At 59.5% G+C, this 14,935-nt stretch carries 23 protein-coding genes; 12 read left to right on the top strand and 11 right to left on the bottom strand.

All coding sequences use genetic code 11. From position 1 onward, the window contains the following. Positions 1-38: 38 nt before the first annotated feature. The 11 genes from KUV41_RS11680 to KUV41_RS11630 all read right to left on the bottom strand — a co-directional run bounded on the left by KUV41_RS11680 (position 39) and on the right by KUV41_RS11630 (position 7,494). A complete protein-coding gene (locus tag KUV41_RS11680; protein ID WP_222486245.1) occupies positions 39-1,100 on the bottom strand; it encodes a hypothetical protein in 1,062 nt (353 codons plus the stop codon). A 10-nt stretch (positions 1,101-1,110) separates the two neighbouring features. Beyond that, positions 1,111-1,719 carry a lambda exonuclease family protein gene (locus tag KUV41_RS11675; protein WP_222486243.1) on the bottom strand — a complete coding sequence of 203 codons (609 nt, stop codon included), beginning with the start codon at positions 1,717-1,719 and terminating at the stop codon, positions 1,111-1,113. Continuing rightward, a complete protein-coding gene (locus KUV41_RS11670; RefSeq protein WP_222486241.1) occupies positions 1,700-2,449 on the bottom strand; it encodes an ERF family protein in 750 nt (249 codons plus the stop codon). The genes KUV41_RS11675 and KUV41_RS11670 overlap by 20 nt, the downstream gene beginning before the upstream one ends. Before the next feature lie 68 nt (positions 2,450-2,517). Beyond that, the gene (locus KUV41_RS11665; RefSeq protein WP_222486239.1) at positions 2,518-2,664 is read right to left on the bottom strand and encodes a hypothetical protein; all 147 of its coding nucleotides are present in this window, start codon (positions 2,662-2,664) and stop codon (positions 2,518-2,520) included. Between the two features lie 5 nt (positions 2,665-2,669). Beyond that, complete coding sequence (locus tag KUV41_RS11660) at positions 2,670-2,942, bottom strand: DUF551 domain-containing protein (RefSeq protein WP_222486237.1); 273 nt, start codon at positions 2,940-2,942, stop codon at positions 2,670-2,672. 10 nt (positions 2,943-2,952) lie between these two features. Then, a complete protein-coding gene (locus KUV41_RS11655; RefSeq protein ID WP_222486235.1) occupies positions 2,953-3,204 on the bottom strand; it encodes a hypothetical protein in 252 nt (83 codons plus the stop codon). After that, a complete protein-coding gene (locus KUV41_RS11650) occupies positions 3,201-3,473 on the bottom strand; it encodes a hypothetical protein (RefSeq protein ID WP_206937063.1) in 273 nt (90 codons plus the stop codon). Before KUV41_RS11650 ends, KUV41_RS11655 begins: the two co-directional genes overlap by 4 nt. Positions 3,474-3,558: 85 nt before the next feature. Next, complete coding sequence (locus tag KUV41_RS11645; protein WP_222486233.1) at positions 3,559-3,741, bottom strand: hypothetical protein; 183 nt, start codon at positions 3,739-3,741, stop codon at positions 3,559-3,561. A 905-nt stretch (positions 3,742-4,646) separates the two neighbouring features. After that, entirely contained in the window at positions 4,647-4,934 is a 288-nt protein-coding gene (locus KUV41_RS11640; protein ID WP_222486231.1) for a hypothetical protein, read from the bottom strand. Positions 4,935-5,579: 645 nt separating this feature from the next. Continuing rightward, a complete protein-coding gene (locus KUV41_RS11635; protein WP_222486229.1) occupies positions 5,580-6,290 on the bottom strand; it encodes a hemolysin XhlA family protein in 711 nt (236 codons plus the stop codon). 493 nt (positions 6,291-6,783) lie between these two features. Continuing rightward, on the bottom strand, positions 6,784-7,494 hold the full coding sequence (locus KUV41_RS11630; protein WP_261396023.1) for an XRE family transcriptional regulator: 711 nt from the start codon (positions 7,492-7,494) through the stop codon (positions 6,784-6,786). 78 nt (positions 7,495-7,572) lie between these two features. Between KUV41_RS11630 and KUV41_RS11625 the strand changes: the two genes are divergently transcribed. The 12 genes from KUV41_RS11625 (at position 7,573) to KUV41_RS11570 (ending at position 14,775) form a co-directional block, all read left to right on the top strand. Further along, on the top strand, positions 7,573-7,809 hold the full coding sequence (locus tag KUV41_RS11625; RefSeq protein WP_315900580.1) for a Cro/CI family transcriptional regulator: 237 nt from the start codon (positions 7,573-7,575) through the stop codon (positions 7,807-7,809). A gap of 67 nt (positions 7,810-7,876) precedes the next feature. After that, positions 7,877-8,323, top strand: coding sequence for a phage regulatory CII family protein (locus tag KUV41_RS11620; RefSeq protein WP_108133152.1), 447 nt, complete (start codon positions 7,877-7,879; stop codon positions 8,321-8,323). A 67-nt stretch (positions 8,324-8,390) separates the two neighbouring features. Next, positions 8,391-9,089: a phage antirepressor KilAC domain-containing protein gene (locus KUV41_RS11615; protein WP_222486223.1), complete on the top strand. Its 699-nt coding sequence runs from the start codon at positions 8,391-8,393 to the stop codon at positions 9,087-9,089. A gap of 23 nt (positions 9,090-9,112) precedes the next feature. Further along, on the top strand, positions 9,113-10,018 hold the full coding sequence (locus KUV41_RS11610) for a helix-turn-helix domain-containing protein (protein WP_222486221.1): 906 nt from the start codon (positions 9,113-9,115) through the stop codon (positions 10,016-10,018). Between the two features lie 2 nt (positions 10,019-10,020). Continuing rightward, positions 10,021-10,755: a hypothetical protein gene (locus tag KUV41_RS11605; RefSeq protein WP_222486219.1), complete on the top strand. Its 735-nt coding sequence runs from the start codon at positions 10,021-10,023 to the stop codon at positions 10,753-10,755. Beyond that, positions 10,752-11,105 carry a hypothetical protein gene (locus KUV41_RS11600; RefSeq protein ID WP_222486217.1) on the top strand — a complete coding sequence of 118 codons (354 nt, stop codon included), beginning with the start codon at positions 10,752-10,754 and terminating at the stop codon, positions 11,103-11,105. The genes KUV41_RS11605 and KUV41_RS11600 overlap by 4 nt, the downstream gene beginning before the upstream one ends. Further along, positions 11,102-11,566: a recombination protein NinB gene (locus tag KUV41_RS11595; RefSeq protein ID WP_222486215.1), complete on the top strand. Its 465-nt coding sequence runs from the start codon at positions 11,102-11,104 to the stop codon at positions 11,564-11,566. The genes KUV41_RS11600 and KUV41_RS11595 overlap by 4 nt, the downstream gene beginning before the upstream one ends. Positions 11,567-11,708: 142 nt before the next feature. Next, the gene (locus KUV41_RS11590; protein WP_222486213.1) at positions 11,709-12,143 is read left to right on the top strand and encodes a DUF968 domain-containing protein; all 435 of its coding nucleotides are present in this window, start codon (positions 11,709-11,711) and stop codon (positions 12,141-12,143) included. Then, positions 12,140-12,337, top strand: coding sequence for a hypothetical protein (locus KUV41_RS11585; protein WP_222486211.1), 198 nt, complete (start codon positions 12,140-12,142; stop codon positions 12,335-12,337). Before KUV41_RS11590 ends, KUV41_RS11585 begins: the two co-directional genes overlap by 4 nt. After that, a complete protein-coding gene (locus KUV41_RS11580) occupies positions 12,337-12,678 on the top strand; it encodes a hypothetical protein (protein ID WP_222486209.1) in 342 nt (113 codons plus the stop codon). Before KUV41_RS11585 ends, KUV41_RS11580 begins: the two co-directional genes overlap by 1 nt. Before the next feature lie 264 nt (positions 12,679-12,942). After that, a complete protein-coding gene (locus tag KUV41_RS11575; RefSeq protein ID WP_222486207.1) occupies positions 12,943-13,524 on the top strand; it encodes a hypothetical protein in 582 nt (193 codons plus the stop codon). Positions 13,525-13,842: 318 nt separating this feature from the next. Further along, positions 13,843-14,775 carry a sensor domain-containing diguanylate cyclase gene (locus KUV41_RS11570; RefSeq protein WP_222486205.1) on the top strand — a complete coding sequence of 311 codons (933 nt, stop codon included), beginning with the start codon at positions 13,843-13,845 and terminating at the stop codon, positions 14,773-14,775. Positions 14,776-14,935: the final 160 nt, after the last annotated feature.

Genomic DNA, 14,935 nt, shown 5'->3' with positions numbered 1-14,935 from the left:
ACCGCCTCCCCACAAAAAAGGCCCCGGTGTGGGGCCTGTCAGTAGTTGATGGTGATGCTGGGTATCTGCCCTTTCGCAATGAGCGTGATAGCAGTCTTGGCGCAGTCCTCCGGCATCCCTCCATCAATCATGGCCTCAAGGGCGGCGCGATTGATGCGGGCGCGATGCTCCTTATCAGCCTGGCGTCGAGCTAGCTCTTCTTGCTGGCGACGCTCCTCGGCCAGGCGCTGCTCCTCACGGCGGCGGTGCTCGTCTTCGATGCGCTGACGCTCTGCTTCTGCTTCCCGGCGCTGGCGTTCGATTGCCTCCTGGTGCTCTCGCTCACGGCGCTCAGCCGCTGCCTTGGCCTCAGCTTCCCGGCGAGCAACAGCGTCACGCTCTGCCTGTGCGGCCGCCTCGGCTTCACGACGCGCACGTTCTTCGGCTTCGCGGGCAATTCGCTCCTCGCGTTCCTTCTGCTCGCGGACAGCTTGCTCTTGGCGCAGGCGCTCCAGCTCCGCCTGCTCTGCTTCTCGCTTTTGGTGTTCAGCGAACGCAGCCTTCAGGGATGCCATCGCGTCGGCTTTTGCTCTGTGAGCCTCGGCCTCGTACTCCTCCCATGACTCGTCAACAACGACCTTTTCTTCCAGTTCGCGGAAAAGTAGGGCATACGGCTGGGGCTCGCCGCCAATAAGGCCCATCGCACAATCCTTGATATGCTGGATTCCAGCTTCGTGATTCGCTTTGCGTGCCTCCTCTGCCGCCTCCCATTTATTCAACGGACCGCGCGCCTCATCGCGCCAGGCATCCAGCTGATCTCGCCAGCGCTTACGCTCTGCATCGATGGCCTTTGGCAGCTGCTTGAGGTCGGCCACCAACTCCTTTCCGATGTTGTCGATGGCCGTTTTGCTGCGTGCGATCTTGTGCGCCATGGAGGCGTAAGCTTGTCGGCCCTTTGCGGTATCCAAGGTGGGCGGCTCGGCGAGAAATGCATCCAGCTCCTCGCGGATCGCTGCCAGGTAGGGGTCCAATCCCTTGTCAGCTTTGAACACCTCAAGCGCCGTCTCTTTGGACGGCACTGTGACCAGCTCTGTCGATTCTTTCTCAGCTACTGCGGTCATGCTCTCCTCCTCATGCCGCCAGTACGCGGCCCATTCGGGTTTCCATTTCCTCGTAGAACGCATCGACGCGCTCTGCGATGGTTCGGATCATCTTCTCGTCGCGATATGCCCGCTTCACGAAAAGCGGCATCCCGGGCCAGTAGCTGACGAAGTCGATCCACTCACGCTCGCTGACCCACAGCCCACCCTGGCACTGGGCGATGTGCTCCTTGGGAATCTCGTCGGCCAGCAGCACCTCCACTTGGAGCTTGGGAAGCTTGCTCTTGATCTCGAGTGCGCCGTCTTCGCCGATCAGCCCGTCAGGCGAGAACCCGACGCCGTGATTGAGGACGATGCCAACCTCCCTGGACTCGTTGCCGGTGGCCTGGCGGTACAAGTCGCGGGCGACCGGCTCCATCGCGTGCCCTCGCTCGGTGTGGCGGTTGCCCTGAAAAGCGTCGGAAGGCTCGCCGGTCATCCGCTCCCCGATCAGTTCGTGCATGTAGCTGATTGCTCCGGCACCAAATCCCCCGGGGCCCTTGCCATTGACCAGCAGGTCCTTAAGCCGGGACATAGTGACGATCCCCAGGCGCGCTTCCAGCCATTCGGGTTCGCCTTGCTTATGCGTCAGAATTTCCACTCGAAGCCTCCTGAATGATCTTGTTGAGCTGCGCCATCATCCCGTCGAACTTGGCACGCGGGACGCGGCTGGCGTCGCCATAGTTCTCGGCGAACCATGCCTGAGTCTTCTCGGGACACTGAGCCAAGCGCTGTGCGATCTGCCCAGCCTGGAACGCCGTGACAGTCTTAGTAGGCGCTGCCGACACGCCGTCGTCGTCTTCGCCGCGAGTCGTGATATTCAGGAGGGCGCATAGCACGTACCGCTTGCCGTAGCTGGTGGTCGAGCCGAAGGCCTGGACGGCGTTCTTGTTGCCGCTGGTGTCGGCGGGCAGCAGCATTGCGGTCTCCTCCCGATGGCCGCCCTTGTGCATCAGCACGCCCGTGACTTCGATCCCCTTGTCGGCCGTCTTGACGCGGAAGCTGACCGCGAAGCCGTGCTTCTGCATCACTGGCCGGACTGTGTCGACGATGTCCTCGAGCGTGGCGTACTTCCCGTTGTTCGTCTTGCCGCGCTCAGCGATGCTAGGCATTTCCGTCTGCATGGCTGCCATCGCCGCGCTGTATTCCATGGCCGCCTGGCGTTCCATGACGCGTTCCTGCATTTGCAGCAGGCGCTCCATCTTGTCGATGTCGACGTCGGGGTTCATGGCCGCCCGTTCGATCACCTGGATGATTGCTGCCGACTCGCTTACCTGCTGCGCGGGCCCCTGAACCGCCCCTTCCTGTCGTGTAGCCAATTCGGTGCTCATTGATCTACCCTCTCCTCGATACTGTTGGTATCCGCCCCCGTCCGACCGCCATCGGCTGGGGCTTCTCGTCAGTCAATCCCGTGATGAATCGTCCCGGTGGACTGGATCATCGACCGCATGGCGTCATAGCCGTGGCGGTGTCCGAATTCCTGGTCGATCGGCTGGCTGCTACAGCCGGCCAGTGCCAGGACGGTGATCAAAATCAGTGCGCGCATGATGTTTACTCCTCTGGCGGCGCTGGCAGCGGCATCCAGTGTGTATACGGGGCCTCCTCAGATGGCCCTGACCAACTGATATCGCACCCACCTTTTGCGACACAGCAGTAATGCTCGTAGTGCTCGGAGTGCCCGAACCACAACCCGCTGTCTTGATCGATGCAATCGAACTCCATGCGGATATCTTCGGGGCAATCACCGGACTGAGGCGGCGTGTAAACCACAACAAGCTTTTCTGCCTCTGGCAGCCGATCCTTTACGCTGATCCACTCGCTCATGCTTCCCTCCTCATGCCGCCCAGGCGTCCCGCTCTCTGCGGTACTCCTCGAGCAGTCGGTCATAGTCAGTGTCGGTGAGCTTGGCCTCGAGCCATGCCGCCGGATAACCGCGGCGGTCGAGAATGTCGAACTCGAATTCCTCCGGCTCTGGTGGATCTGCATCGCCAAACCCTGAGCCAGTGGTGCGCATCGGTACCCCAGGGCTGTAGAGCGTCACCTGGCACCGGCACGGGATACCGGCAACGGTGGTCATAAACGTCATGCCGCTGCCCTCCCCTGTGTGCCTGTGGCGTGCAACCAATCAGCCAGCAGGTCGATGACACACCGGTAGGCGTTGTCGCCGCCGCTGTGGCCCTCGCTGGTGGCCACTCGCTCCAGGGCGTAGGCCAGATCGCCCAGGCTGCCGGTGTGAACGGCATGCGTGATCGCCGCCTCAATGGCGTCTGTTGCTGGCTGCGAGTCGGGCTGGCCAGCTGCAGTAATCAGCCACTGCGCATCGCTGCGGGCATCTACGTAGCGTTGGTAGCTCATGCTCACCTCCTGCCGCACCAAGCGGCGCCGATGATGGCCAGAGTGATCAGGCCCGCCGCGATGACGAGCCAGCTGTCGTTGGGAGTCATACCGCCCTCCAAATCTCGATTGGCGGCGTCACACCCTTGGCCGCCAGGGCCTTGCGTCGCTGCCAGCGCTCTTTGCGCAACCACCGCTTGCGGTGCTCGCTCGTGATGATCTTGTCGGCCCAGTGCTCGCCGATGAGAGGCCGCAGTCCGAGGCGGCGTCGTGCTGTGTCTGCGGTCATGCGACCTCCTGGAATAAAAAAGCCCGCTCGATGGCGGGCAATGCAGGGAATAGGTGGTGATGCGGGCGCATCGGAGAGGGCTCGGCGAACTTCTACCAACGCCCCGGATGCTGATTTTCGGCGCGTCCAGTCAGGGCGCCATCCGCGCGGCATCCGTCCAGTCAGCCGGTTGGTAAGCGTTATCCCTCAAGCGCTTGGGTTTCGTCAGCCGTGTGGCGGCCAAACCCTCTCCGATGGGCAGATACTGTCAGCCTCTGCCGGGGCGCTGGGCCGCACTGCGCAGCGGATCGCGTTGATGCCTCTTACATCTAGGTCTATGGTGTGAAGCGCAGGGAATTAATAAATTGATACTAAGGCGATGATAAAAACAATGTTCAAATGCAGTGCGTGCGGAGGTGAAATCAAACCTCAACCGGATGCTCATGACACATCGAACCTGCACCTGTGCATCTGTGTTAGGTGTCATAAACCATTCACCTCGAGCGAGTATCGCGAGCAAGTAGCTGAACAAGCCTGTGAGGCTTTCGCTTTGGCCTGTAAACAAATGGCCCGCCAGAACACCAAATAGGGATGACACCAAAAAAGCCACCTCCTAACTTTCAGAGCGTGCCCCCATCTTTAATGATCCAATACTCTGGCCCGGGGCCGGGGCGCTGGGCCGCACTGCGCAGCGGATCGCGGCATGATGGCCTCATGCGGGGCTGGCTCTCATTCGGTGTAGATCACCGCTATTCCTTGCCTTAGCGCATAGATCTCCTGATCCTTCCTTTCCAACACTAGGCGAACCAATTCGGCGGGCGGAGTTCCCAGCGGGCCATGCTTCTCAATCATGCTTTCAGATAGATTCAGCTCGTTTACGACATCCTCGAGCATGTTTTCCAACTCAGGTTTCGACCAGCAACTCATCACTTCACCTCGCCCGTAGGCTCCGTTGCCACGCCCTTAAGCTCAGTGATCTCGCGCCTGAGCACCCGAATTTCAGCCTCGTAGCTTGCTGGTGACCGGACCTTCATCTTCAGGCTGCACGCTTCCTCCTGGCAGAAGGTCTCGCCGTTGCGTGCTTTTTCAGCTCGCATTGCAATTCGGCGTAGCCGCTTGGTCTGCGTCCTTGACGCCCTGGCCATGCGGGCTATGTGATCAAGTGCGTCATGCAGCTGGTTGATCGTGTGGTGGTAGTTGGTGCCATTGTTCACTGCCTTCCTCCTGTCCGTTGTCATCCGAGAGGGCTGGCCGGAGCTGGTCCCGGCATACAGTGCGGGAATCGAACCCGACTCACAGGGTGTTGAGCCCTGCCATCTACCTAGTGGCCCACTGTAGAAGCTCCGCGTCACCGGCCTAGGAGCCCGTCACCGCCTCGCTTCTTGCGCATCAGCCTGCGCATTCAGCCCTCTCGGATGGGCTCTGCCGCGGCAAAGCCCGGAATTCGTCTCTCTCGCACCGCCGATGTCGCCATCGGTAGCCCCTGAGGCAGGTGTCCCCCAGCAGCCCTACAGCCCCCAACCGTTTTAGGGGGATGCCCCGCGACGCCGACCTATTCTTCTGGTGGTCTTCACGCCTCTGCATGCGGGATAGCTGTGCGATTACTACGTCAGATTGTTAAAGAGCGTGGCCAGGTGGCCGGTGGTGGGCGGCTGCCCTGTCCACGCTTCAAATTATGACCATACGCATATTTACTGTCAATGCGCGTCCTCATATTTTTGTTAGGAATATGGGCAAAAGAACGCAGCGGTATGATTTAGAACATAAAAAAACCGCCTCATGGGCGGCTATCGGGCGGGACGCTACAGGCGGGCACCAAAAAAACCCGCCTCGAGGGCGGGTTTCGGATCACCACTGGTTTAGCTTTCGGGCGTGACCGATTCAACCGAGTCGGGGCTGGGGCGATTGTCGACTTTAGACTCGATTCTTTCGACGCTTTGTCGCAGCCAAGCGCCCTGATCTGACACCGTCTGCTGGAACGCCGTCAAATTGCCGTAGAGGATGGTCGCCACCAACCCAATGACAGCAAGACCTGTGCCGATCACGGTCCAGCGAGTAGATCGGTTGCTTGCCTCGGCCCGCTCTACAGCCTTTTCAACGCGCTCTACGGCCTTCTCGGCGCGCACGTCGGCCTGCTCCTGGAAGCGCTGCAAGGCTTCCATACGGGCATCTAGCTTCTTCTCGATGCCCTCGAGACGAGCGTCGATATAGCGGTCTTGGGTACTCATATCTGCTGCATTATCATGATCTGCTTGGCGCTCCTGAACGGTAGCAGCATGGAGCTCCTGATCACAACCCTGCTCCTCTACCTCACCGTCACTTAGAAATACATCAAAGTGGTCCGCAAGGCTAGCATCTTCACCATCGCTTACCATACTCTGCCAGTTCCGTGACGGAGCAGCCCCCTCAGACGGTCTGACAAATTGAATGACCGAATATGATGCACCGTTGGAATCAGCAGAGAGCATGACCTGCTTGCAAAAAGCGGTCTCAACACTGAGCCAGCTTGGGCGTTCTCCAGTGGCTTGTCCAGATGAAGGCTTTTTCGGGTCAGCGGGCTTATTGCTCACTGGCTTGCTCCCCTGCTGCATCCTCCGTAGGTTGGTCAGGATCGGCGCCAAGCTGCTCTAGTAGCGGGCCAAAAGACAAGCGATTGAAGGCACCGCACCTTATGCATGCAAGGGTATAGCACGGCATGCGAAATTCGGAGTGCTGATCAGGCCTCCCATGCATCACTAAATGAGCGATAGATGGCTTATCCTCAACAGCTTCTACACTGCCATCGCCCTCTTCGGGGGATTTGTAGGCTGGGAGCACCATCATCTCACCGTGACAAAGTTGACAGACACGCGGAATAAATTTGCTAGCCAAGAAATCCTGGATCTGATCGATTGTTACCTCACTAATGGAGGATATGATAGCTTCCTTTCTCTTCTCAGACATTCCGTCATTACCCTACGTGTTTGAAAATCATATAGTTATTAGAAATCAACTCTGCAATTTCTGGCCCAGGCAAAATTCTATCAAGACGGCTCTGGCATCGAGCTCCTACAGGAGCTGTTGTTAGTCAAAATTCTCCCACCAGAAAACCCTCCCAAGGATCTTCGGTGCGTCCGGATCAGCAAGGCTGTACACCTCCTCCGGATATTCCAAGCTATTCTCGCTGACCACGCGCACGCGGTTAAGAGGCATTCGGTAGAGGCGCTTTACGCGCAACATGCCGTCATGGTCGAGGGCGTAGATCTTTCCATCTACGATGCTTCGGCTTCCCTTGTCGATGCCGATAGTGGCGCCATCGTTGATGGCCGGGCACATTGAGTCACCCTTGACGATAGCGAGAGCGGCATTCTCAGGCTGCACTCCAGCCCTCGACAGGCGCGGCAGACTAAAGCGCTCCTCCGCCCCGTGATTCTCTATGACTTGGGTGGCGCAACCATCGCCAGCGGCAAACTCCACCTCTCTGAACACTGGCAACATCACCTCGTCAGGTCGCAGCGGCTCGCTACCCTCGATGATCTCGTGATCAATCAGTTCGGCATTGCCTTCTGCTGGACGGCGCGGGCGCAAGGTCGAAACGTTGCTGGTTTCCCGCATTTCGCCCGCTCCGCTAGAAAGCCATCGAGGGCTAACGCCGAGCGCATAAGCGATAGCCACCGTGTGACTAGAACCACGGTACTTCCCGCGCTCCAGACTGGAGATAACGGATTGGTCGATACCAACTCGTTCAGCCAGCTGCACCTGAGTGAGCTTGGCCTCTTTGCGAGCGGCTTTCATGCGGTCTTTGAATTCCATGCGACGATTATTATGCGCGCACTCATATCCTTGCAAATGGCTTTCCCCATATTCTAGTATATGAGCATTCGCATAGAAGGAAGCGTTATGGACACGATCTTTGAGCGCCTTGTCGCTCACTTCGGTACTCAGGCAAAGGCTGCCGAGGCGCTCAAGGTTAATCAGGGCGCCGTCTCCAACTGGGTTCGCGGCAAGCATGGCATGTCTCCTGCGGTCGCCCTGCGAGCCGAGGCTCTGACAGGGGGTGAGTTCAAAGCAGCGCAGCTTTGCCCCCAGGTCTTTGGCGCTGCCGCCTAACCACACCCATAGATTAACCCCGCCCTGTCACCGCCGACAGGATCGAGAACAGAGCAGAGTTCAACACATGGATAAATTCACAGCATCGATTCAGGAAGTGGCGAAGGAGTACGGGCTGGAACGCCTCGCTGGGGATTTGGGCATGACCTACAACTGCTTGTCCGCACAGCTCAACCCAAACAATGGGCGCCCTCTATCCCTGAGCAAGTACTTCCAGCTGATCCGCTTTGCTCGCGATGCCCGCCTAGTGCAGCCGCTTCTCGATCAGATGGGGATGGTGGCGATTCAGAAAGGCGCCAGAGACGACGACGCCACCCTGTTTGACCTGGTGATCAACCATCAGGTCGCAGCCGGAACAGTGGCGCAAACAGTACGTGACGCGCTGGCGGACAACCGAATCAGTGCTCAGGAGCGCAAAGAGATCCGCAAGGCGGTGCGCGCTGAGATCGACGCCCTGACCTCTCTTGAGGCGGAGCTAGAGGAAATGGCCGAGCCGAGACTGGCCAAGGCCTGATGCAACGAAGCCCCGCAGGTTTGGCGACCAGAGGCGGGGCTTCACTACTTCAAAAGGTGATCAAAGTATGAACGACATCATCGAAACCATCAAGCCCACCATGTCGAGCCGCGAAATCTCGGAGCTGACCGGGAAGCGTCACGGTGACGTGATCCGAGATATTCGCACGATGTTGGAGCAAATGGGGGATGACGCAGATTTGCGTCATGTCACCGAGGAGCGGGATTCGCGCGGGTACACACAGCATTTCCTCCTCGATCGCTACCACACCGAAGTGCTGGTCACCGGCTACGACGTCAAGCGCCGGGCTGCCGTGATCAAGCGCTGGTACGACCTCGAGACTGGCACGGCCAAGCCTGCCCTGCCCGACTTCACCCACCCTGTCGAGGCCGCCCGTGCCTGGGCCGATGAGGTTGAGAGCAAGCTGCGCGCTGAGGCCGCCCTTGAGCATGCCAAGCCTGCCGTTGAGTTTGTAGAGCGCTACGTCTCCGCCGACTCCGGCAACAAGGGTTTCCGCCAGGTCGCCAAGCTGCTCCAGGCCAACGAGCGCGAGTTCCGCGCCTTCCTGCAAGACAGCCGTGTCATGTACCGCCTGGGCGGCGAGTGGATGCCGTACCAGCGGCATATCGACGCTGACCGCTTCGTCGTCAAGACCGGGGTAACTGAGGACGGTGGCCACTCCTACAGCCAGGCCAAATTCACACCCAAGGGCGTCAATTGGATTGCCGGCCTGTGGGCTCAGTACAACATCGCAGGTGCCGCATGAGCGTAGAAGCAATGACTTGGGCCATGAACCAAGAGATCGTCACTGATGCCGGTGCCCGATTTGTTTTGGTGGGGCTGGCCAACCATGCAGATAACTGCGGGCGTCACGCCTTTCCGTCCAACGCCACACTGGCCAAGTACACCGGCCTGTCTGGTCGCACTGTCACCCGCAAGATCAATGACCTTCTCTCCCTGGGCGTTATTCGCATGGGTAATCAGGCCATCGCCGCTGCTCACATTGAGCGCGCCGATCAGCGTCCTGTGGTTTACGACATCGTGATTACTGACCTCCCCCGCAAACGGGGTGACAAGGCGTCATCCCGTAAGAAACGGGGTGACACTGGTACAGCAACGGGGTGTCAGCCTGACACAAACGGGGTGACACCTGTGCAGGAACGGGGTGACACAGTGTCACCCGAACCGTCCTTTGAACCATCCACTGAACCGTCCAATGAACCAGTGTTGGAGCCGGGGGCTACGCCGCCCGCCTCGACCGGCGATCTGGTGGAGCGTGATCAGCCTGCTGACGAACCCCGTGCCGCAATCCCTGCCGACATGCCAGGGCCGAAGGATCAGGGCGCCAAGACCTTCAAGCCCTGGGCGAACTACGCCGTGACGTACCGCCGCCGCTACGGCGTCTGGCCGATCTGGAACGCCAAGGTGGCTGGGCAGCTTGGCCAGCTGGTTGACCGGGTGGGTGCTGACCTTGCCCCCGGCGTCGCCGCGTACTTCCTGAGCATCAACTCGCAGTACTACGTCACCAAGGGCCATCCCGTCGGCCTGCTGCTGGCTGACTGCGAAAACATCGCGATGCAGATGCAAACCGGGAATCAGATGACCGCCACCCGTGCCCGCCAGATGGACGGCACGCAAGCCAACGCCAGCGCCGCCGACGAGGCCAAGCGCCTGCTGGGCAACTGGGGGGAATAACCATGCCGCTGACACGACAGGACGCCGAACAGCTTCTGGAACAGCTTTACGCCACCGCCGAGGTGCTGGGCAGCGAAATCAAGCCCGCCGCCGCGTCGCTGATGATCCGCGACCTGAAGGACCGGGAGCGCGGTGAAGTCGAGCAGGCTCTGGCCCGGTGCCGCTCAGAGCTGTCTGGCCGGTTGACCCTGGCCGCCATCCTCGAGCGCATGGCGAGTAGCGATGACCACCTGACGCCCAACGAGGCCTGGGCCAAGGCGCTGGAGTCGCAAGACGAGAACACCACCGTGGTCTGGACCGACGAGATCGCGAAGGCCATGGGGGCCGCCAGCCCGGTGCTGGAGCTGGGCGACAAGGTGGGTGCCCGGATGGCTTTCATCGCCGCCTACGAGCGCGAGGTCGCCGCAACCAAAGCAAGGGGCGATAAGCCTCGCTGGTGGCCCACCCTCGGCGACAGCAAGGAACTTCGCAAGGAGGCCATTGACGAGGCCGTCAAGCAGGGCCGGCTGGAGTCGCCCAAGGTGAAGCATCTGCTGCCCGCGCCGACTCGCCCGGAAGACGAGCCCGGATACGACCCGGAAAAGCGCGCCAAGGTCATCGCCCATCTGCGCGACCTTCTGAACCACAACGACGAGGTTGCACGCCAGCGCCGCCAAGAGGAAGCCGACCGCTTCGAGAGGCGCCGCCAGGAAGTGCTGGAGCAGGCTGAGAAGCATATGGCGGGGGTGCGGTCATGAGCCCCCGCGCCTGGACTGAGGAGGAGGAGCAGAAGCTGCGTGAAATGTACGAGGAGTTCACCCCGGTACCTGTCATCGCGGCCCTGCTGAAGCGCTCCCGGGCCTCGATCGAAGGCAAGGCCGCGGGCCTGGGGATCCGGGACGTCGAGCGGCGCCAGTTCAACCGGGCTCATCCGCTGCGATCAGACCCTTGGCACCAGTACCGGAAAGGGCGGCATGCCCGCGACCAGAAGGAAGGCTGCCACGCGCCGGCCAACCTATCACCACATCTCGTCGCCTGGTTCAAAGCCGGATGGCATGACCGCGACATCGAACTCGGACACAGTGTAATCGCGGAGGGCGCGGCATGAGCAATGAGCACTCCTACCGCATCGAGTCCCTTCGCGACCTCCAGGGCGTGCTGGGCATGGCCGGGCGGATGGCGAGCAAGGGTCTCGAGGCCGGGCCGGTGGAGCTGGTCCTGCGTCGGCCCGGGCGCGTCCTGAGCCAGAACGCTAAGTTCCACGCCATGATCACCGACATTCATCGCCAGGCCTTCCGCGGCTACTCGTTCGACGGCGTGAAAGCGGTCCTGGTCAACCAGTTCGCCCAGGAGATGGAGGAGCAAGGCACGCCACTGGCCAAGCCGGGCGAGCGGGTCTGGGACTGGAAGACCAAGGAGCCGGTCTACGTCCGGCCGACCACCACCAAGTTCCGCAAGGCCGAGGCCGCCGCCTTCATCGAGTTTCTCTACTCCACCGGCGTAGAGCTCGACGTGGCGTGGAGCGAGCCAGCACTGAAGGTCTACGACGAATACCGGGAGGCCGCATGACCGGCACTCACGCTTTATTTGCCTTTGGGATCATTGCCTGCCTTGGCGCCTGCGCCTCCCTGGTATGGGCCCAGCGCGAGGACAAGCGCCGGGCCCGTGAGTCCATCCAAGAGCTGTTGGACAGGATCGATAGGAGGGGCTCATGAAGCGCTCAGCCCTCCAACGTAAGACGCCACTCCGCAACAGTGCGCCGATGGCTCGCAAACCAATGCAGAAGCGCCGCAAGGCAGCACGGAAGGCGTCGACCGACACCCGGTGGCGTAGTGAGCGTTACCTGGCGTTTGTCCGCTCCCTGCGCTGCTGTGTGTGCGATGGCCGCGCCACTGACGCGCATCACGTGATCGGCCTTCACTGGGGCCTGTCTGGCATGGCCACCACAGCCCCGGACAGCTTCTCCATGCCCGTCTGCCGGGTGTGCCATCAGGCGATCCATGCCAGCCCTGAGATGCAGGCCCGGCAGCCAGGGTGGCTGACCGACACCATCAACCGTGGCCTCGACCACTTCACAGACGAGCCCATCGTCGGCGCCCTGGCTGACGCCCTCGAGTTCATCGCCGCCAAGGAGGATGCCAAATGATGACCATCTCAAGTCCAGCCGGACGCAGGCTGGCCAAAGCAAAGGCCGAGGTAGAACGCATCGAGTCCATTTTCCGCGGCGGGACACACCTAGCGGAGTGCGAGCAAGCGGTTAAGGAATACGAGGCAGCAGCGGATGCAGTAGCAGACGAGCTAATCCACCAAGGCTTCCACGAGATGGATGGGGAGGACTGATGAGGGACCTCGCCCTGGGCCGCATGAAGGCCGGAAAGATGAACCAAACAGAGGCGGCCTATGCCGCCCTGCTCGAGCAGAAGCGCGTCGCCGGAGAGATCGCCTGGTACCGATTCGAAGGCCTTAAGTTGCGCCTAGCTGACAACACCTTCTACTCACCCGACTTCGCGGTAATGCGAGCTGATGGGCTGATGGAGTGTCACGAGGTCAAAGGCTTCTGGCGGGACGATGCCCGAGCAAAGATCAAGATTGCCGCCGACCTCTACCCCTTCCGGTTTATCGCGGTCATGAAGCGCCGCAAGAAGGATGGCGGCGGCTGGTCAGAGGAGGTTTTCGAGTGAGCGACAAGCAGAGCGAGCGTCCACCAGATCGACGCTACCACAACGACCCGAGACGCCGGTCGTGAAGTGGTCACGGAAAAGCGCCTACTCGATACAGAGCGGCGAGTTCGTGATCTGCAGGACAACTCACGGCGGCGTCGACCGCTACACCCTCTGGCGAGGGTTTCAAAGCATCAGCGAACACAGCACGGCGAGCGAAGCCAAGGCACGAGCAAAACGGGAGAGCGCGGCATGATTACGACTGATCCGAAACTGGCATGGGCCATGGCACTCGATACCGGTGTTCGCTCTCAGATGGGCCCCATCCTCGAGGAGCTGGAAAGCGGTGGCGGCGTGCAGTTCACCAAGAAAGGGGGCACCGGCGCTGCACACGGCATCGAGTACGGGCCTGTTTATGCACGCATCTGCCGCTTGGAGCGCGAGCAACCCACGCTGGCCGCCATCGGGCATGTGCTGTGCCATCCCTCGACGGAACAGGCCAATGCCTACCTAGATGACGCTGTGGGAGCCGTCGAGGGCAAGGTGATCGCCAGTATCCCGAACTGGGGCGATGGCCGAGCCTGGCGCCCTGCGAAGAAAGAGCGAGTCCACTACCTGGTCCACGTCGCGCTGCTTGAGCGGCAGCGCAACCTTTCGAACGAGCAGCCGGCATGGGTTCCTGAGCGCATCGGCGCCATGATGGCCGACTGGTACGGCGTGGCAATCAACACCCGAAAGTGGCATCAAGACTGGATGCCGGTGTGGTCCGTGATCCAGGCGTCGATCAACCACTGGGAGGGCGAAGCCATGGAGCCAATCAGCGAGACGATCGGCGATATGGTGAGAAACATCAGAAAGGCTGCATAAAGTGCTGGATTTCTAAGCCCCGATGTTGTAGCTTATCTTTAAGCTGGACGGCGTACACCCAAACAGCTAGCACATATCAAAGCCTCGCCCTCTCCGGCGGGGTTTTTTCGTATTTCACTAAGTTGCACGATAGGTTAGCTACTCAGGCCGCTCAAACAACGACATACTTCTGCCTCATACCGAAGGCCATGGGCATTGTACTCTTAGCCAATACACCAGCTCGACACTATTCTGCATTCTTCACGAAAAACTAATACGAATGTGAAGAAAGTTGTACAATATAGACAGAAGTCAAAGAGACTGATGCCGGGATGAGCCATGCGGGAATCTGCTAAAAACGAAGATCAGCTCAGCGAGAACGAGATACGCTGTATTTTCCAGAGTCTTGATGCGCTCATTTACGTCAGCGATCTAGATACCCACGAACTTATCTTCGTCAACAAAGCACTCCAAAGTAAATTTGGAGAGCCTTCAGGTAAAAAGTGCTGGCAATATTTACAAGAAGACCAAGTTGGTCCGTGCAATTTCTGCACGAATTCTCTGATAGCGCCAGGGAGCAAGCCCTCGCTCGATCCAGTTGTGTGGGAGTTTAGAAACACTAGAGATAACCGGTGGTATCAATGCCGAGATATTGCAACCGTGTGGCCTGACGGCCGACTGGTTCGCATCGAAATAGCCATCGACATTACTGCGCAGAAGGACCTTGAGGAGAAGCTTCGTGTATCTAAAAAGGCTGCACAAAGGCTCGCATTACAGGATGAGCTGACCCACCTTCCTAATCGCCGATCCTTTCTAGCTGAGTGCGACAACGCACTTGCATCCAGTTGTGATAATGCTCCGTTTTCTCTAGTAATGATTGATCTGGATAGCTTCAAGGCTGTTAATGATACCTATGGTCACCCAGCAGGAGACCATGTCTTGCATGCTGCTGCTCAGCGCCTGAAAAGCCTAACGCGTTCGTCAGACATCATTTGTCGTTTTGGAGGCGAAGAATTTGCCCTTGCGGTGCCTGGGGCGTCTACAGACGAAGCTTTATTATTGGCTGATAGGTTACGAGAAAATCTCAAAAGCTCACCTATTAATTACAAAGATTTTTCCATTACTGTCACTGCAAGCTTTGGAATTTCTGGCACGAATGGACAGGACGCTTCGAGCCTCTCCCGACTATTAAGAGAAGCTGATATTGCTATGTATCAAGCTAAAAGAAACGGGCGAGATCGCGTGGAGGTCTACTCCTCGAATGAGGTGTGATTCTAAACTCTTCATTCGGCGCAGCAGGCTGTTGCTCGACTCAATGATCCCTCGAAGTTAGTAACCGCATACCGTCCTTGATACTCGATCCGTTAGTTCAGACAGACTTGTTCTTTCCTGCGCCCTGGCCTCCCGCCGGGGCGTAGTTCGTTATGCCGCC

The organism is Halomonas sp. DP8Y7-1 (assembly GCF_019801685.1).
In the GTDB taxonomy this organism is placed as follows: domain Bacteria; phylum Pseudomonadota; class Gammaproteobacteria; order Pseudomonadales; family Halomonadaceae; genus Halomonas; species Halomonas litopenaei_A.
This window is presented reverse-complemented; position numbering and strand designations above follow the sequence as displayed.

Coding starts and splice junctions, on each gene's coding strand:
- KUV41_RS11680 (WP_222486245.1), bottom strand. CDS start 1,100: ATGACCGCAGTAGCTGAGAAAGAATCGACAGAGCTGGTCACAGTGCCG.
- KUV41_RS11670 (WP_222486241.1), bottom strand. CDS start 2,449: ATGAGCACCGAATTGGCTACACGACAGGAAGGGGCGGTTCAGGGGCCC.
- KUV41_RS11665 (WP_222486239.1), bottom strand. CDS start 2,664: ATGCGCGCACTGATTTTGATCACCGTCCTGGCACTGGCCGGCTGTAGC.
- KUV41_RS11660 (WP_222486237.1), bottom strand. CDS start 2,942: ATGAGCGAGTGGATCAGCGTAAAGGATCGGCTGCCAGAGGCAGAAAAG.
- KUV41_RS11655 (WP_222486235.1), bottom strand. CDS start 3,204: ATGACGTTTATGACCACCGTTGCCGGTATCCCGTGCCGGTGCCAGGTG.
- KUV41_RS11650 (WP_206937063.1), bottom strand. CDS start 3,473: ATGAGCTACCAACGCTACGTAGATGCCCGCAGCGATGCGCAGTGGCTG.
- KUV41_RS11645 (WP_222486233.1), bottom strand. CDS start 3,741: ATGACCGCAGACACAGCACGACGCCGCCTCGGACTGCGGCCTCTCATC.
- KUV41_RS11630 (WP_261396023.1), bottom strand. CDS start 7,494: ATGAAAGCCGCTCGCAAAGAGGCCAAGCTCACTCAGGTGCAGCTGGCT.
- KUV41_RS11625 (WP_315900580.1), top strand. CDS start 7,573: ATGAGCATTCGCATAGAAGGAAGCGTTATGGACACGATCTTTGAGCGC.
- KUV41_RS11620 (WP_108133152.1), top strand. CDS start 7,877: ATGGATAAATTCACAGCATCGATTCAGGAAGTGGCGAAGGAGTACGGG.
- KUV41_RS11615 (WP_222486223.1), top strand. CDS start 8,391: ATGAACGACATCATCGAAACCATCAAGCCCACCATGTCGAGCCGCGAA.
- KUV41_RS11610 (WP_222486221.1), top strand. CDS start 9,113: ATGAACCAAGAGATCGTCACTGATGCCGGTGCCCGATTTGTTTTGGTG.
- KUV41_RS11605 (WP_222486219.1), top strand. CDS start 10,021: ATGCCGCTGACACGACAGGACGCCGAACAGCTTCTGGAACAGCTTTAC.
- KUV41_RS11600 (WP_222486217.1), top strand. CDS start 10,752: ATGAGCCCCCGCGCCTGGACTGAGGAGGAGGAGCAGAAGCTGCGTGAA.
- KUV41_RS11595 (WP_222486215.1), top strand. CDS start 11,102: ATGAGCAATGAGCACTCCTACCGCATCGAGTCCCTTCGCGACCTCCAG.
- KUV41_RS11590 (WP_222486213.1), top strand. CDS start 11,709: ATGAAGCGCTCAGCCCTCCAACGTAAGACGCCACTCCGCAACAGTGCG.
- KUV41_RS11585 (WP_222486211.1), top strand. CDS start 12,140: ATGATGACCATCTCAAGTCCAGCCGGACGCAGGCTGGCCAAAGCAAAG.
- KUV41_RS11580 (WP_222486209.1), top strand. CDS start 12,337: ATGAGGGACCTCGCCCTGGGCCGCATGAAGGCCGGAAAGATGAACCAA.
- KUV41_RS11575 (WP_222486207.1), top strand. CDS start 12,943: ATGGCACTCGATACCGGTGTTCGCTCTCAGATGGGCCCCATCCTCGAG.
- KUV41_RS11570 (WP_222486205.1), top strand. CDS start 13,843: ATGCGGGAATCTGCTAAAAACGAAGATCAGCTCAGCGAGAACGAGATA.